Raw genomic sequence first — 15,733 nt, 5'->3', positions numbered from 1 at the left:
GCAAAAGCCGTACCATAAATTCGTCGAATCATTAATGCTTTGTTAATCAGAACGAAAAATCATTCAAATCTCAACCTGAATATTCCATCTTTAGAATTCGGAATAACAATGAAATTAAGTTGGTCCCCGTCCTTGCTTTCGTCACCTAAAAATATTTTGCAGCCAGCGAAGCAATATCCCGGGTTACCTGCGTTGGCGAGTTACAGTCACAATTGGTGAGCCCGACCACGTAAATATCTTTTTCAGGAATATAAACTGCCATCGATTTAAAACCGAAGATGCTGCCACCATGTTCCCGGTCAGGCATTCCGTTGATAGTTTTTAGGTGCCAACCATAGCCATAATTGATTTTTTCGCCGTTGCTAAGCGTATAATTGGTGAAAGCCAAATCAATGGTCGTTTGGCTGACAAGCAGATTGTGATTGAGAGCTTCCTGCCATTTTAATAAGTCATCGACAGTCGACATTAACGAACCCGCCGCATAGGTGATGTTAAAACTGATATGCCTCTTGTTGTATAGTTTGTCACCGTGCCGCTGATAACCATATGCCCTGTTTTTGATGATTTCACGATCACTAGCATAGCAGGAATGATTCATTCCGACTTTTTGAAAGATGTTCTTTTCGATGAAATCTTCGTAGCCCATTCCCGACACCAGTTCGATGATATAGCCCAAAAGCACATAACCCGAATTATCGTATTGAAATTTCTCTCCCGGCTCGAAATCCATCGGTTCATTCTTGAAAAAATCAACCAGCTCTTTCGGGCTCAAATTTTTCCGGGCAATGCTTCCAATGGATTTCATGTGGGTATAATCCTTAATGCCCGAAGTATGCGTCAGTAGCTGATGAATGGTTATTGTTTTGCCATGCGTCGGGTAATCGGGAATAAAACGGGTGATATCGTCGTCCAGTTTCAGCTTTCCTTCTTCCATGAGCATCAGGATGGCGATGGCGGTGAATTGCTTGGTCATCGAACCAATTTCAAACACATCTTCCGGTTTCATATCCACATTCAGTTCAACATTGGCTTTACCAAATGCTTTTCGGTACACCGGTTGACCATCTTTGGCAACGAGAAAAACGCCCCCGGGCTCATCCGGTTGAAATTTATGTTGAAGTATGCTGTCAACCTTTGTTTCGAAGGTTTGCGAATAAACATGGGCAGACGCCAGCAACAAACTAATAATGAGAAAGACGAAACTCTTTGAGAAAAACATAGATTTCATAGATATAACTTTTTACATGTAGTCTGTATGACTTCGATTTTATCGGGTAGGTTACACTTGTGCCTGTGGAACGTTGGTTTTCACACCCTTTATTAGCAAGAAAAGGCAAAGCGTCAACTCGGAGGCTACGGCAATCGTAAGTACGAGTATTTCACTTTGTGAGGTCAATTCCGGAAGTAAAAAGTGAGTCAGCGAATCAATCAGGTAACTAAATCCGGCAGCTGCTACCAGAATGCCCAACCATTTTGGGAAGGACATCGATTGGTACATCAGGTAGCCAAGTATGACACAGCTAATGCCAAAGAATACGCCACTGATGTGATAACCATACGAATGGGCATTCAGGAAGAATAATGAAAGTGAGTTGAGCTGCTCGCTGGAAAAACCGCTGAGATAATTTCCGTCGCCCAGCAGCAAAAGCGGCAGATAATAATGAAGAAGGTTGATGCCGAGAACCGAAGCCTGTGCTAACCTGAAAAAAGCTGCCAGCATGGAAACTCCCTGATTGACCGGTTTCAAAAGCAAATAGAACAACACGGCTAGACCAACATCGCTCATTACCATGACTAAATCGCTGACAAATCCTAATCGGAAAAGGGATTCATTTTCGGTTATGTTAGCTGCCGTTGCATTGGCATCACCAGGAACAATCATTCCGGAACGGACGAACATCTCGCTAAACAGGCCTGAGAGTATGACAATCATGTATAATACACCTGCTGTGTGGGCATTTATTCTGGCTAAGTTTCTTGTTTTCACGATGATATTGATTAAACTCGTTACGGTAAAATGACAATGGTATCGCGACTGACGGTGTAAGCGCCAAAATAGCCGAGAGCTCCGTTGGAAAGATTCGTCACCGGATTCGATGGGTTGGCGGTGCCAATCATTCCGTCCTCGAAAAGCGAGGATAGGGTTCGGTAGTAATCGTAAGTCGATTCGGCCAGAGTTTGCAACTCAACCACCACCGTGTCGTTTTCAAAGAATTGCTCATTGTCCCATTGCGTCGAAATTTCGTTGCCATCCACAAAGGCGTCATCGAATACGTACATGATTTTCTCTGTCGATCCGTTGGGTTTGGAAACCTTTAGCCGGTAGAAATTTTCAACTCCGGCCGGATCATGCAAATGGCAATTGACCAGGTAGCCGCCGGTGAACTCCATGTATTCCGGTGTTGGTTCGAATGAGAGTGAATCGATGGAAACTTTATAAGGCATTTTGACTGTGCCCACATAACTTTCTCCTTCGGCTTCAACTTCCAGTGTATATTCAGTTCCTTCGATGCTTCGCCAGTCGCCAGCATAAATTACAGGTTTGATTTCAGCGAGCTGGCGGGTGTTGCCGATATCGTCGGAAAGGGTGACTGTTGCGCCGGAAACAGCAGGATAGTTTCCAGGCTTAAAATAGTCCGTCGATTTGGTGATTTTAATTTGAACGGAATCGCTGATATCTGTCAGTGCACCATCGACGACGATTTTCGGTTCGATTGAATCAAGATCGATGTCAATCACATCCTGACAAGCACTGAAAAGAAACGCAACGATGGATGTTAGTATGATTGTTTTGACTGTTTTCATGGTGTTTAAAATTTGAAATTGTACGTAACTGAAGGAATCATCTGGAACAGAGACAAACGCACTGCTTCGGTTTGTGTCGGATTGTTTTCGTTCTCCCGAAAGGTGATAGAAAAAGCGTTCCGCCTGCCGTACACATTGTAAATGGAGAAGTTCCAACTCGACTCAAAGCGCTTCTTCTTTTTGGGCGTGTAGGTGGCACCAATATCCAGCCGGTGGTAATTGGGCATTCGGTAGCCGTTTCGTTTGGTATAAACCGGAACAGTAAACTCGTCAACCTGGTACTTTCCGCTGGGAAAAGTGACTGCATTACCGGTATTGAAAACCCAATTGGCTGACAGGTTCCATTTTTTGTTTAGCTGGTACATGCCCACAATTGAGATGTCGTGCGTCCGGTCCTGTTTGGCAGGGTACCAGTCGCCATTATCAATGGCATCGAATGATTTTTCTGTCCGCGAAAGCGTGTATCCCAACCAACCGGTTAGTTTTCCCGTTCGTTTTTTGACAAAGAGTTCCACTCCGTAAGCACGTCCTTTGCCGAAAACCAGCTGCGATTCTACGTTCTTGTTTAGCAATATTTCTGCGCCATTCTGGTAGTCAATCTGATGTTGAAGTTTCTTGTAGTAAACTTCGACCGATGTTTCGAACATGTTGTTTTTGAAATTCCGGAAGAATCCGGCAGCTAACTGGTCGGCGATTTGTGGCTTTACATTTTTGCTGCTGGGAATCCAGACATCGGTGGGAAGCGACGCAGAGGAATTCGACAATAGATGAATATACTGTGCATTTCGGGCATACGAAAGTTTGACAGAGCTCTTCGGGTCTAAAATGAAATTGAGTGTGATCCGCGGCTCCAGCGTTCCGTATTTCTTGATGATATCACCCCTGGAAAAGATTTCGGTGTTGGTTATTTCATCGTCTTCATTGTAGGTATACAACGTGTCGGGTCCAACGGGCATAAAGCCGGAATAGCGCAAGCCGTAAGTTGCTTTCAGATGATCTGATATGCTCAATTCATGTGAAATATAAGCGGCTCCTTCGTATGCCTGTTTTCTTCCCATGAAAATGGAATTAAAAAGGTCGTTGTCTTCTGCATCGATTTCGCCCGGGCGATAGGTATGATGGATGGCATTGAAGCCAAACTTCAGGGTGTTATCGGCATTGATGTAGTATTGAAAATCCTCTTTCCAGTTGATATCCCTGATTCCGGATTTGATGTAGATCATATTATCCGAAAAATTGTAGCCAAAGCCATAGTTGTAGTCACTGTAAATGAGCGAGCTATTCAGAAAGAGACGGTTGTTGAAAATGTGGTTCCACCTTAGTGTTCCTGTTTTATTTCCCCATTTGAGAGAAAACAGGTCTTTCAGACTAAACACGTCCCGGCCGAAATAGCCCGATAAATACATGCGGTTGTTATCGTTGATTTTATAATTGGCCTTCGCATTCAAGTCGTAGAAATACAGATCGGTATTGGCCTGTGTATTGTCTTTTGAAAAAGCCAGGAACAAATCGGCATAGCTTCGTCGGCCGGAGATGATGAATGAACCTTTGTCCTTGACGATGGGCGATTCAATTGTTAACCTTGAAGCCAGTAATCCTATGCCGCCGGAAGTGGCAAATTTCTTCGAATTCCCGTCATTCATTTGGATATCGAGAATGGAAGAGAGACGTCCACCGTAGTTGGCAGGTGCATTTCCTTTGTATAACTCGACATCTTTAATTGCATCGGAATTGAAGACGGAGAAAAATCCCATCAAATGCGACGCGCTGTAAACCGGCGCTTCGTCCAGAATAATCAGGTTCTGGTCGACACCTCCACCACGCACGTAAAACCCGGTGGTTCCCTCGGTACCCGAGTTCACTCCTGGTAACAGCTGAATGGTTTTCAGAATATCCTGCTCACCTAAAATGACAGGAATTACCTTGGTCTCCTTTGGCGAAAGTTTGGTTACGCCCATTTCCGCTTTTCGGATGTTTTTATCAGCGCCTTCGCTGAAGATGACAACTTCTTCCACCTGAGTGGAAACCGGCTGCAGTTCGATGTTTTTACGGCTGCTACTCAAAACTTCGGTAGGCACCGACGCATTGTCATATCCAATGTATGAATAACGGAATGTATAGTTTCCTTTTGGTAAGGTGAGAGAATAAAAGCCGTAAGAGTTGGTTACGGTCCCTGTTTTCAGTTCTTCAACATAAATTGTTGAGCCGATCAACTTTTCGCCTGTTTCCGCACTTATCACATATCCGCTGACGGTCTCCTTGTCATCGGCAAAAACGGATGAGAATGAAAGTAGCACCATGCTCAGGCTGATTAATATTCTGTTTTCTATTTTGGGTTTCATTTTTTCTGAATGGTTTATTGTTCAGCGTTGAAGCGTTAATTTGTTTTTGGATTTTAGAAAAGCTTTTCCGGATTTTCCGCCCCGAATGATCAGCCAAACGGCAAAACCAACTTCCCCTAGAGCCATGGGTAAGCTGAGTATCATTTCAGCGGTTTTAATCTGGCTATCGAACTCGGGGAAACCTATTTTTAAAGTGTGAATCGTGATATACGACAGAGCAGCAATTACCAGTAATACTCCCCAGGAGAAATGAATGGCTTTCGATTGGAGTGCAAGAAAACCCAGCAACAACAAATGAAATCCAAAGATGATCAATCCGAATGACCAGGTGCTTTCAAAGGATTTCAGGAAAGACAACATTTGCTGATCGGCTAGCTCCGGCACGATTCCTGCTTTTCCGTTTATAATCCCCAGCACACTGATGAGCTTGAAAACGGCTCCGCCCAAAACGGCAGCATATACAAGACGCAAAACAGCAGTTATCTGAGAGAGCTGCTGATTTTCATCTTTGAAAAACTTATAGAGCGCCCAGGCAACAACAACATCACATAGCAGGATGAAATGCCACCCGACAATTTCTGTCCGGAAAAGCCATGTGGAAGCTTTGAGATTGCTAATAGTTGTTTCCGGATGGTTGGGAACGACCAGGGAATTGTGAATGTAGCCGTAAGTAAATGCTGCGACAGCGGCCATCATCAAAATGGCGATACCTGCTATTCGCGCGAAATTTCTTTTGGTTACCATGGCGAATCACTCCCGGGTTGCACAATGATGACAACGTTTCCCTTTTTGTGTCCTGAAGCGATGTAAGTATGGGCTTCAGCCACTTTTTCCAGCGGATATTGCCGGTCGATCACCGTTTTCAGCTTTCCTTCTTTAAAAATGGTGACCAGTTCGGCCAGTTGCTTTCGCAGATCTTCGTCGGAACGAAGCCCGGTGGCGCTGAATTTGGCTTTCTTTTTACCGAAGAGCGAAGTCCACATCATTTTCAACAGCAGCGAAAATTTCAGGACAGGCGATACATACAATCCTGAGTCCGAAAGAATGTTTTTGCTTCTCGAATAGGAACTTTTTCCAACGGTATCATAAACTACATCGTACGTTTTGCCGGCTTTGGTGAAGTCCTTTTTCGTGTAGTCAATCACGAAATCAGCCCCCAGCGATTTGACCAGGCCGACGTTTCGGGTGCTGCAAACTCCGGTCACTTCGGCTCCGATGTATTTGGCAATTTGTACGGCTGCTGTTCCCAGACTTCCTGATGCCCCGTTAATCAATACTTTTTGTCCCGGTTTGATTTGCGCAATTTCTTTCAGGAAGCTAAGGGAAGTGAGGTGTCCGTCACAGAAGGTAGCTGCGTCGGTGAAACACAGGTTGTCCGGCTTGTACAGAATCACACCTTTTTCAGGGATGGTGAAGTATTCGGCATTGGTGCTAAATCCAAGCGTGGTTTCACCAAAGACCTCGTCACCCGGCTGGAACATTTCTACTTTCTCGCCAACCGCCTCCACGACACCGGAAAAACCGGTTCCGGGAATAGGATGTTTAGGCTTGGTTAATCCGGTTACCAGTCGGCCGAAATAAGGTTTGCCGGTCCGCATCATACCATCGGCGGTTGTAACCGACGAGGCATGTGCTTTTACCAATACCTCGTTTTCTTTGGGTTGAGGTTTGTCCACCTGCTGCAGCTTCAGTACATCCGGTGCTCCGTAGCCTGTGGCAACAATTGCTTTCATCATTTCTTTCATGGCTTCTTTATTTTGATTTGTTTTTCTGTTCATTATCAATGAAGTGATGATGCAAATGTAGGGGAGGTGTTTCTGGCGGAAGTTCGGGATTGCTGTGCAGAAGTTCAGGATTATAATTGTGGACCTGATGAGTTGATATTGACGAAAAGGAATTTCTTTCCCGGTAGGAAAAAAGAAAAACCCCGTGTTTTGGACACGAGGTTTTGTCTATGATATGAAAGGAATGATGGCTTTAGTCAATCTGTTCTGCTGCATGCCACAAGTCGCCTTCGTTGTAGTACTCCAGCGAATTACCACAGTGCACGATGATGATGTCTTTGTCAGGAATGACATAGATATTTTGACCGAGGTTGCCATTGGCAAAAAAATGAAAGGTGGAATCGCAATTGGTGTTTCCCCACCACTGATAAGAATAATAGGTGTGTTTGCATCCTTTACCGAGCCAATCGGGGTAAATGCTGCGCGGGATGGACTTATCTTCGCGGGTCGATTTAAAAACCCAATCCTTTGAGATAATTTGTTGGCCGTTCCAGTTGCCATCATGCAGGAAAAGGCGACCAAACCGGGCATAATCAATAGCTCTGGCAATTAGGCGGCTGGGCATATATTCAAAGCCCGATTTTTTGCTGTCGATGGAAAACAGCGCATCGTACTCCATGATTCGTGACCACAACTTTTCCTCCATGTATTTGGATACTGTTTTATGAGTCGCCCGCTCGATGATCAATCCCAGGTAACTGGTATTGTAGTTGCAATATTGAAACGATTTCCCCGGTTCACGGGCAATGTCAATCTTCTTAAGCAACAGTTTCCGAACATTCGGATGATAATATCCAACGGCTTCATCATGCCAGGGAAGATGAATGTGAGTGCCAGGGAAATAGCCTTCGTAATACTTTAATCCCGAACGCATTTGGAGTAAATTTTTGATGGTAATCTTTTCGAAACGGGGATCACGTTTTTTCAGCTCGGGAATATACTTGGTCATTGGGTCATTGACACTTGCGATTAGTCCGTCGTCGATAGCCGCGCCGATTAAAAACGAAATAAACGATTTGGCCATTGACTGCGAATGGAAGTAGGAATCACGCGAAAAACCATTGAAATATTTCTCATACAGGATGGTATCTCTCCGGATAAAAATCAGTGCGGTGGTTTGCGATTTCTCAGCCCACTCATCGAATGTTTTACAGCCGGAGTTTTTGACCCGGTCGTGAAACAACGATTCCACGTATTCTTCATCTAATTTTTTAGCAAAATGGAAAGTGTCCTGTGAGCCTTCGATTTTCCTGTTTTCGAAATGTTTGTAGTCATACACATCCGCCACATTCATGGTAATTAACCGGTACATGTAGGTGGGAGAATACATGACGGACAAAACCAGCAGGGCGGCAAAAATCAAAGCAAGAGGTGTCAGCAGAATGATTTTAATGGCTTTTTTCATAAGTCAATATGTTATGAGAATTAATTTATTGCTTTTCGATTTTATTTTCAGTGAAATCACGAAGCAAATGTAAGGGAGGCGTGTTGGATAAAGGTTCGGAAAATGGAAGCAGAGGTTCGCAATTATAATTCTGGACCCAAAAATGTGATCTATCGCGGCTGTGCAGAGAAGGAATGGGCTAACTGTTCTGTTTCAGGAATTCTTTTGGGGTCATACCGGTTTCTTTCTTGAAGTAAGTGTTGAAAACCGTCTTGGAATTAAATCCGCTCTCATAGGCCAGACCAATGAGCGAAATATGACTGTTTGCCGGATCGAGAGCCAGCTTTTTAAAATATTCAATCCGGTAAAAATTGATAAACTCATTGAAGTTTTTGCCCATCCGTTCGTTGAGCAACCACGACAATTTGTTGGGGTGTATTTCAACCTGTTCGGCGAGAGAGCGCAGTGAAAGGTTGGGAACCAGAAACGGTTCTTCTTCGCTCACGAAGCGAATCAGATTTTCGGTATAGGCGTCAGCCGTTTCGGCATCCAGCAGCGGCGGTTTTTCGGTGGACTTTTCTTCAGAAAACGTTGGTTGATGGTAAAGCTTTTGCCGGTATTGTTCGTATCGGGGATCTTCTTTGACAAAGTTGTTTAACGGGTCGGTATAGCTCAGCAGTAAAACAGAAGAATTTAGTTTAATTGCTTCATCCAGCCAGGAAAAAGCCTCGTCAGGTTGATTCATACAGGCATAAGCCATAAAAAGGTAGGAGTGAGCCTGAAAAGAAGCAGGTTTTTGGGCTTCCTGCTTTAGTTGCTTGAAATATTTTTCCGCTTCTGCCTGATCATTTTTCAGAATATGAGCCAGGGCAATTACTCCCAGACGCTCGCCCGGAACGACAATCTCTTCCGGCATTTTTCCCAGGAAATCGAGTGCTTCGGAATATTGTCCCGTTTTCAACAGGCAATAACTGCGGACAATGTAGACCGGAATATTATGGGGATTTTTCTCCAAAGCTTCATCAAATAGCGTTAGTGCTTCGGAATAATTTTCATTTCGGTAATGGAAGTAGGCCCGGTAAAACAAGGTTTCCTGCGAAAGCGGATCGATATCATGTGCTATTTCCAAATGCTGTTTCGCTTTATCCATTTCGCCGGAAATTATGTACAGCAAGGCCACAAACTGCTGCGCTTCGGGATAATTTGGCTTTAGCTCAATCGACTTAAGAGCGTGTTGAGCTGCTTCGTGAAAACTGGCATCGTAAAAAAAGGATACATTGGCAAACAGGTAATGTACACCGGCGTGTTGCGGGTTCAGCGAATACGCTTTGTCGGTATAGTCCCGAGATTTTTTCCAGGCCTCCTCGCGCGGCATCAATTCGGTAACGGCAAAAAAACTGTAGGCATCCGCCAATCCTACATACGAATCGGTATGATTCGGATCGAGAGCGATAGCCTTTTCATACAGTTCGATGGCGGTCCGGGCATCTACCGGGTTCCATTTGTTAAAGTGATATCGCGCTTTTAAAAAATATTCATAGGCATCAATACTCTCCGTCTTCTTCCCGACAAGGTGGTCCTGAATTTCCAGGTGCCCATATTGTTCCCGAAGTTTATCGGCAATTAGCAGACTGATTTCATCCTGTATTTCAAAAATATTCTCCAGCTTCCGGTCCCATGTTTCCGACCAGAAGTGAAAATCTTCCTCCGCGTGAATTAGCTGGGCAGTTATACGAACAGTATTAGCCGCCAGACGCACACTCCCTTCCAGGATGGCTGCGACATTCAGTTCTTTGGCAATTTCCCTTACGGGGATGTGTTTGTTCTTGAAGTAAAATGAAGAAGTTCGTGACGTGACTTTCAGGTGCTCAATCCGGGCCAGTGCATTGATAATTTCTTCGGTGATCCCATCGCTGAAATATTCAATTTCTTCACTGCCACTCATGTTCACAAATGGAAGTACAGCAATCGTTTTGTCTGGCACATTTTCCTTCACTACACAAAACTACAAATTAAAATTGTTGTACTTGCCATTTGAGGTTTCGGCTCTTCTTATACAGAGAGCCTTGCACGAACTTTTAAACCGGCATCGTTTTTTTTCTGTTCATTAAGATGAATATGGTGACGATGTAAACCAGTATAATGACAAACGGGATGGCTACGAAGCGATATTCAGGCAATATATACCAAAGAGCAAGAACCAGGGCGGTTCGAACAACGGAATGGAAAATTCCCACCCAATGTTTAATCATCCACGAAAAAGGAATCCACATGAGACCGGTTAGAATTCCGACGGTCATTGGAAGTGAAGTATAATCGATCAGAAAAAATGGAATGGCGATAGAATAAACCAAAACAGCCTGTCCTACGGTTAAAAAGAAGAGCGTGTCGAATTCATTTTTCGGCTTTGTCTTATCGAGAAAATCTTCTCCGGTGAACTTCGAGATGACGATTCCGAGGTAGGCAATGCTCCCGGTAGCTATGAATAATGTCCATACGGTTAGGATCGGAGATAATGTCATTCCGGCTATGCCGGTAATCAACCACGCGATTATTCCCGCTATTGGCGTTGCCAGAAATTTCCGGGAAGCAAATTCTTTTCGTTGTTCTTCAAGAGTTCTCGTCAGAGTTTCCATGTCTTTCGTTCAGTTTTGTCGGTTTGTTATTCTTGTAATTTAAAGCGTTCGGTTTGCTTCCACAATGGGAAGAAGCCGCGAATCTTTCAACGCCGCTGTCCGGTGCCCAATTCCTTTCAGGTATTCCTGATTCGATTCGAATGCCAGGAAACTTTCGACGCTGCTTTGCCTGACCAGCAGAACGGCGTGCCATTGCTCGTCAGTGGGGCCAATCAGATATTTTCCTCCTTCGCCCATCAATAGTATCTCGCCTTCTGATTCCTTCAGAAAAGGTAATGTATGGTCGATATATCGCTGATAAGCCTCCTTGCCACTGATTGGCTTTTTCGGCATCAGTTCCGGTGAAGCTGAATAGTCAGCCACCTCGCGAAAGCGAAGTAAATTTAGCATAATTATGTCACTTTCGATTTTTCGCATAATAAAATCTCGTCCAGCCTCTTGTATTGGATATAAGTACGTTTTATTCATTTTTTGTATCAAATTTTTCCATTCTTTTTTTATAGTAATCGCGACCACTTAATTCAAATGCTTTTTTCACAAATTTCAAGGCGTTGATCGTATCTTTTTGGGCGATATAATAGTCAGCCATCGAATCGTAAACATTCGGTTTTTCAGGATAATATTCTATGCCAAAAGCAAAGAACATTTTTGCTTTTTCGGGCTGCCCCATGTTTAAGCTCATGTATCCCATCATATTTATTAGATCTTCGGGATATGGCGGCACCTTGTATCCAAAATGGCTTGAAAGTTTGTTCGCCCTGTATTTTATTATCCGGTAGAGTTCCTCTTTTGGAGTATCGGGTGAATTGAATCTATCTGTCTTCTCCATTTGAAACCACTTGAATAGTGAAATCAGCCCACTTCTGATAGAAGGCAATGCAATTGTGCCATGCAAATCATCTGGAAAGAATTCCCAACGAAAAGTCAATCCACATTCCTGGTTTTTCTTCACCAAGTTTGCAAACGAAATATTGGAGCGGGCAAATAGGGTAAAGTATGTTGTGTCTTGCATGACATTTTCGAGCGTAACATGAGAGTTTTGCATGTCCAATTGTCCATTTAAAGACATGTATAACGATTTGCCTTTAAAGTCGCCCTTGGCCAAAACCGTACCGGCCTGTTTCAATAATTTCTGGTTGTCCCAATCCAAACTGGGATCAATCGCCAGGTAATTCGCGAACAATTGTGGATGATTTATCAGGGTATAAATTGCAAACAGACCACCATAGGAATGGCCGATTAATGTTCGGTAATTGGTGACACGATATTTGCTTTCGACATATGGTATCAGTTCTTCCTTTAGAAAAGTGAAGAATTTGGCCGCCTGACCATTTTCTTCGTTAAAAGGCATTCCGTATTTGGTATTTATCTTGGAAGGTATTAAATCCCTGGTCCTGTGTTTTCGGTTAGAAATACCGATGAGAATCATTTCCGGGAAAAATCCGCCGGAATAAAAACCCTGTACGATACTCGCTGTTGGAAGAAGTGTCTCACCATCCAGAATATATGCAGTTGGATATTTTTGCCCGTTGGCAGGATTGTAGCTTTCGGGTAGTTGAATATAGATTTGCCTGTATTCTTTTAGTGTTTCAGAGTAGATACTGTCTACAACTCCTGTTTTGTATAAGAATCGTTGGTTGGTTTGTGCGTCTGCCATATTCTGAAAAAGCAGAATTAAAACAGCGCATAGTGCAGTTTTCATGTTTAAGGTTTTATTTGGGTTAATCACTTTGTTTTTGACGGAAGGAGCAGCATGTGTTCCGTTAGACATCTTGAATCAAAAGTAATGGCTGTGTGACAAGTAAACGTTCGGAATTATAATTACGGACGTCATGGTGTGAATTTACAATAAAAAAAGCCACTGAATTGCTTCAATGGCTTTCTAAATATCTTTTAACGAAGTTGATTAAAACAACCCGTTTATCTGGGCGTCGATTCGGTCAATAACCTTGCTGAGGTCCTCGGCACTATCGGCAAAGTTAATTTCATCAACGTTAATGATGAGCATTTTTCCTTTGTGGTATTTCGAAATCCATGCCTCGTAGCGCTGATTCAGCTGTTTCAGATAATCGAGGCGGATGGAATTTTCGTAATCGCGGCCGCGTTTCTGAATCTGATTGACGAGCGTCGGGATAGAAGCACGCAGGTAGATAAGCAAATCCGGCGGTTCGATCAGGCGGGTCATCAGTTCGAAGAGCGAGCGATAGTTATTAAAATCACGGGTGCTCATCAGGCTCATGTCGTGCAGGTTAGGAGCAAAAATTTCGGCATCCTCGTAAATGGTCCGGTCCTGAATAATTGTTTTTCCCGATTTCCGGATATCGAGTACCTGGTTGAACCGGTTATTCAGGAAATATACCTGAAGATTGAACGACCAACGCTGCATGTCGTGGTAAAAGTCGTCGAGGTAAGGATTGTCATCGGTGCTTTCATAATGGGCTTCCCAGCCATAATGTTTAGCAAGCAGGCCCGTTAGAGTGGTCTTTCCGGCACCGATATTTCCAGCTATGGCAATGTGCATTGTCTAGGATTTTTCAAAAACATACGAATGTAATAAAACCATCGATAATTTCCGCTCTACCGCGAAAGTTCATGATGAAACGGAAGCAACTGTTCCAGGTAATCACGGTTATTCGAAAGGCGTGGGACTTTATTTTGGCCACCGATTTTCCCTTTTTCCTTCATCCAGTGATAAAAAGTTCCCTGGGCAGCAGCAGTTACTTTCGGGGAATTGAGCGTGGTATTTTTATGTCGCTTGGCTTCGTAATCCGAATTGACACTCTGCAGTGTTTTATCCAGTATATCCGTAAAACGAGAAAGATCGCCCGGAGGTGTTTGAAATTCAATGAGCCACTCGTGAGCGCCTTTGGCGTTGTCGCCCATAAAAACCGGTCCGGCAGTGTAGTCACGAATGGTGGCCCCGGTTTCGTCGCAAGCCTGCTGAAGTGCTTTTTCAGCATTATCGATGATGACCTCTTCACCAAATGCGTTGATGAAATGCTTGGTCCGTCCGGTGATTTTAATTTTGTATGGATTTTTCGAAGTAAAGACCACCGTGTCGCCAATCAGGTAACGCCACAAACCGCCGTTGGTGGAAATGACCATCGCGTAATTGATGCCCGTTTCCACGTCCCATAACGGAATGGTTTTCGGATTTTCTTTTCCGTATTCCGACATGGGAATGAATTCATAGAAAATGCCGTAATCGAGCATCAGCAGCAAATCATTCCGGGAAGGGTCGTCCTGGATGGCAAAAAAGCCTTCCGAGGCATTGTACGTTTCGAGGTAACGCATTTCATTCGAAGGAATCAGCTTGCGGTATTGTTCGCGGTAGGGTTCGAAGTTGATACCGCCATGAATGAACACTTCCAGGTTCGGCCATACTTCCAGCATGTTATTTTTCCCGGTGTAATCGAGTACGTGACGAAGCAAAACGAGGTACCACGACGGAACGCCGGCAAACGAAGTCACATTTTCGTGGATTGAAGTCTTGGTAATTTCGTCCACTTTCCGTTCGAATTCTTCAATCAATGCTATTTCTGTGGGAGGCGTCCGGTTAAGATCGGTCCAGAATGGCAGGTTCTCGATCATGATAGCCGAAAGGTCGCCATAATATGATTTGTTGCTTAGGTTGCTAACGCGATGACTGCCGCCCAGTGTCAGGCTTTTTCCGGTCAGGGCTTTGGCTTCGGGATAGTTGCGGTGGTAAATGGCCAACACATCTTTTCCCCCACGAAAGTGGCAATCTTCCAGCGAATCAGTGGAAACCGGAATAAACTTGCTCTTCGCATTGGTGGTTCCTGATGACTTGGCAAACCACTTAATTTCGCCGGGCCAAAGCACATTGCGCTCCCCATCAATCATCCGTGAGATGTGAGGTTCCATCTGCTCATATGTGCTGATCGGAATGCGTTCGGCAAATTGTTCCACCGATTTAATGGAGCGGTAGTCGTACTTTTTGCCCCATTCGGTATTTTTTGCCTCATTCAATAAATTAAACAGCATCTCCTCCTGAATCTCCTCGGCATGATTCCGGTAGAGTTCAATCTGGTAAATGCGTTTGTAATTAACCCATTTGATGATGGAATTCAGCAGTGCCATTCGTTTTTTTCGAATTAAGTTGGTTCAAGGTCAGGGCGTTATGTTTTTAACACCCGGGAGCCAAAATACATAATTTTTTTGGGGAACCCTTTTTCTGCTTCATTTTTTGATATTTTTACCTAATCGAATCAATCCGAAACCATGAACGTGCTCGACATTATTCTAGGCGCCATTTTGGTATTTGCCGCCATTAGGGGATTCCAAAAAGGTTTTTTTATCGAACTGGCTTCCATTGCCGCATTGCTGCTCGGAATTTGGGGTGCCGTCGAATTCTCTGGATTTACAGCTTATTATCTGCATTCGGTGTTTGACTGGAATCCGGAACACCTGGGACTTATCGCCTTTATCATCACCTTTATTTTGGTGGTGGTAGCCGTTCATTTGGTAGCCCGGTTGGCGGATACACTATTTAAGGCTGTGGCGCTCGGTATGTTAACCCGACTGGCCGGAGTGGTTGTCGGCGTGCTGAAAGCCGCTTTTATCATCAGTGTTCTGTTGATTGTCATCGAAATGGTTGGCAAGTACACGTTCAACCTGATACCTCCACAAAAGGCGAATAGTTCGATTCTGTATAAACCGCTACGAAATTTTGCCCCCAGCATTTTGCCCTTCTTCCATTTCAATCAGGCTCGCGAAGAGTTAAAAGAGGGATTTCAGAAAGTTTCGTTATAAGTTGTGTTT

At 44.0% G+C, this 15,733-nt stretch carries 14 protein-coding genes; 1 reads left to right on the top strand and 13 read right to left on the bottom strand.

Translation table 11 applies throughout. The features are described from left to right. Positions 1 to 145: 145 nt before the first annotated feature. The 13 genes from T426_RS0114595 to T426_RS0114535 all read right to left on the bottom strand — a co-directional run bounded on the left by T426_RS0114595 (position 146) and on the right by T426_RS0114535 (position 15,052). Positions 146 to 1,228 carry a serine hydrolase domain-containing protein gene (locus T426_RS0114595; RefSeq protein ID WP_025865086.1) on the bottom strand — a complete coding sequence of 361 codons (1,083 nt, stop codon included), beginning with the start codon at positions 1,226 to 1,228 and terminating at the stop codon, positions 146 to 148. Between the two features lie 51 nt (positions 1,229 to 1,279). Beyond that, on the bottom strand, positions 1,280 to 1,987 hold the full coding sequence (locus tag T426_RS0114590; protein ID WP_199898640.1) for a DUF4386 domain-containing protein: 708 nt from the start codon (positions 1,985 to 1,987) through the stop codon (positions 1,280 to 1,282). Between the two features lie 20 nt (positions 1,988 to 2,007). Continuing rightward, complete coding sequence (locus tag T426_RS0114585) at positions 2,008 to 2,805, bottom strand: DUF4249 domain-containing protein (RefSeq protein ID WP_025865088.1); 798 nt, start codon at positions 2,803 to 2,805, stop codon at positions 2,008 to 2,010. A gap of 5 nt (positions 2,806 to 2,810) precedes the next feature. Continuing rightward, on the bottom strand, positions 2,811 to 5,147 hold the full coding sequence (locus tag T426_RS0114580; RefSeq protein ID WP_174820386.1) for a TonB-dependent receptor: 2,337 nt from the start codon (positions 5,145 to 5,147) through the stop codon (positions 2,811 to 2,813). A gap of 21 nt (positions 5,148 to 5,168) precedes the next feature. Beyond that, positions 5,169 to 5,891 (bottom strand): DUF4386 domain-containing protein, encoded by a 723-nt coding sequence (locus T426_RS23830; protein ID WP_025865090.1) that lies wholly within the window; start codon positions 5,889 to 5,891, stop codon positions 5,169 to 5,171. Next, entirely contained in the window at positions 5,885 to 6,892 is a 1,008-nt protein-coding gene (locus T426_RS0114570) for an NAD(P)-dependent alcohol dehydrogenase (RefSeq protein WP_199898641.1), read from the bottom strand. Before T426_RS0114570 ends, T426_RS23830 begins: the two co-directional genes overlap by 7 nt. A 232-nt stretch (positions 6,893 to 7,124) precedes the next feature. Further along, the gene (locus tag T426_RS23825) at positions 7,125 to 8,336 is read right to left on the bottom strand and encodes a serine hydrolase domain-containing protein (RefSeq protein WP_025865092.1); all 1,212 of its coding nucleotides are present in this window, start codon (positions 8,334 to 8,336) and stop codon (positions 7,125 to 7,127) included. 178 nt (positions 8,337 to 8,514) lie between these two features. Continuing rightward, positions 8,515 to 10,311 carry a tetratricopeptide repeat protein gene (locus T426_RS0114560; protein WP_199898642.1) on the bottom strand — a complete coding sequence of 599 codons (1,797 nt, stop codon included), beginning with the start codon at positions 10,309 to 10,311 and terminating at the stop codon, positions 8,515 to 8,517. Between the two features lie 82 nt (positions 10,312 to 10,393). Further along, positions 10,394 to 10,951, bottom strand: a complete 558-nt coding sequence (locus T426_RS0114555; RefSeq protein ID WP_025865094.1) for a DUF7010 family protein — start codon at positions 10,949 to 10,951, stop codon at positions 10,394 to 10,396. 39 nt (positions 10,952 to 10,990) lie between these two features. Then, positions 10,991 to 11,341, bottom strand: a complete 351-nt coding sequence (locus T426_RS0114550) for a DUF1330 domain-containing protein (RefSeq protein WP_199898643.1) — start codon at positions 11,339 to 11,341, stop codon at positions 10,991 to 10,993. Between the two features lie 70 nt (positions 11,342 to 11,411). Next, the gene (locus tag T426_RS0114545) at positions 11,412 to 12,653 is read right to left on the bottom strand and encodes an alpha/beta hydrolase-fold protein (RefSeq protein ID WP_025865096.1); all 1,242 of its coding nucleotides are present in this window, start codon (positions 12,651 to 12,653) and stop codon (positions 11,412 to 11,414) included. Between the two features lie 204 nt (positions 12,654 to 12,857). Next, entirely contained in the window at positions 12,858 to 13,472 is a 615-nt protein-coding gene (locus T426_RS0114540) for a deoxynucleoside kinase (RefSeq protein WP_025865097.1), read from the bottom strand. Between the two features lie 56 nt (positions 13,473 to 13,528). Then, positions 13,529 to 15,052, bottom strand: a complete 1,524-nt coding sequence (locus T426_RS0114535) for a GH3 auxin-responsive promoter family protein (protein ID WP_025865098.1) — start codon at positions 15,050 to 15,052, stop codon at positions 13,529 to 13,531. Positions 15,053 to 15,193: 141 nt separating this feature from the next. On the opposite strand from T426_RS0114535, the gene T426_RS0114530 reads away from it, so the two are divergent. After that, positions 15,194 to 15,724 (top strand): CvpA family protein, encoded by a 531-nt coding sequence (locus T426_RS0114530; protein WP_025865099.1) that lies wholly within the window; start codon positions 15,194 to 15,196, stop codon positions 15,722 to 15,724. Positions 15,725 to 15,733 lie beyond the last annotated feature (9 nt).

It is taken from the genome of Prolixibacter bellariivorans ATCC BAA-1284 (assembly GCF_000621705.1).
GTDB classification, from domain to species: Bacteria; Bacteroidota; Bacteroidia; order Bacteroidales; family Prolixibacteraceae; genus Prolixibacter; species Prolixibacter bellariivorans.
Note: the sequence above shows the minus strand (reverse complement) of the source record. Positions and strands in the feature narration are given on the sequence as shown.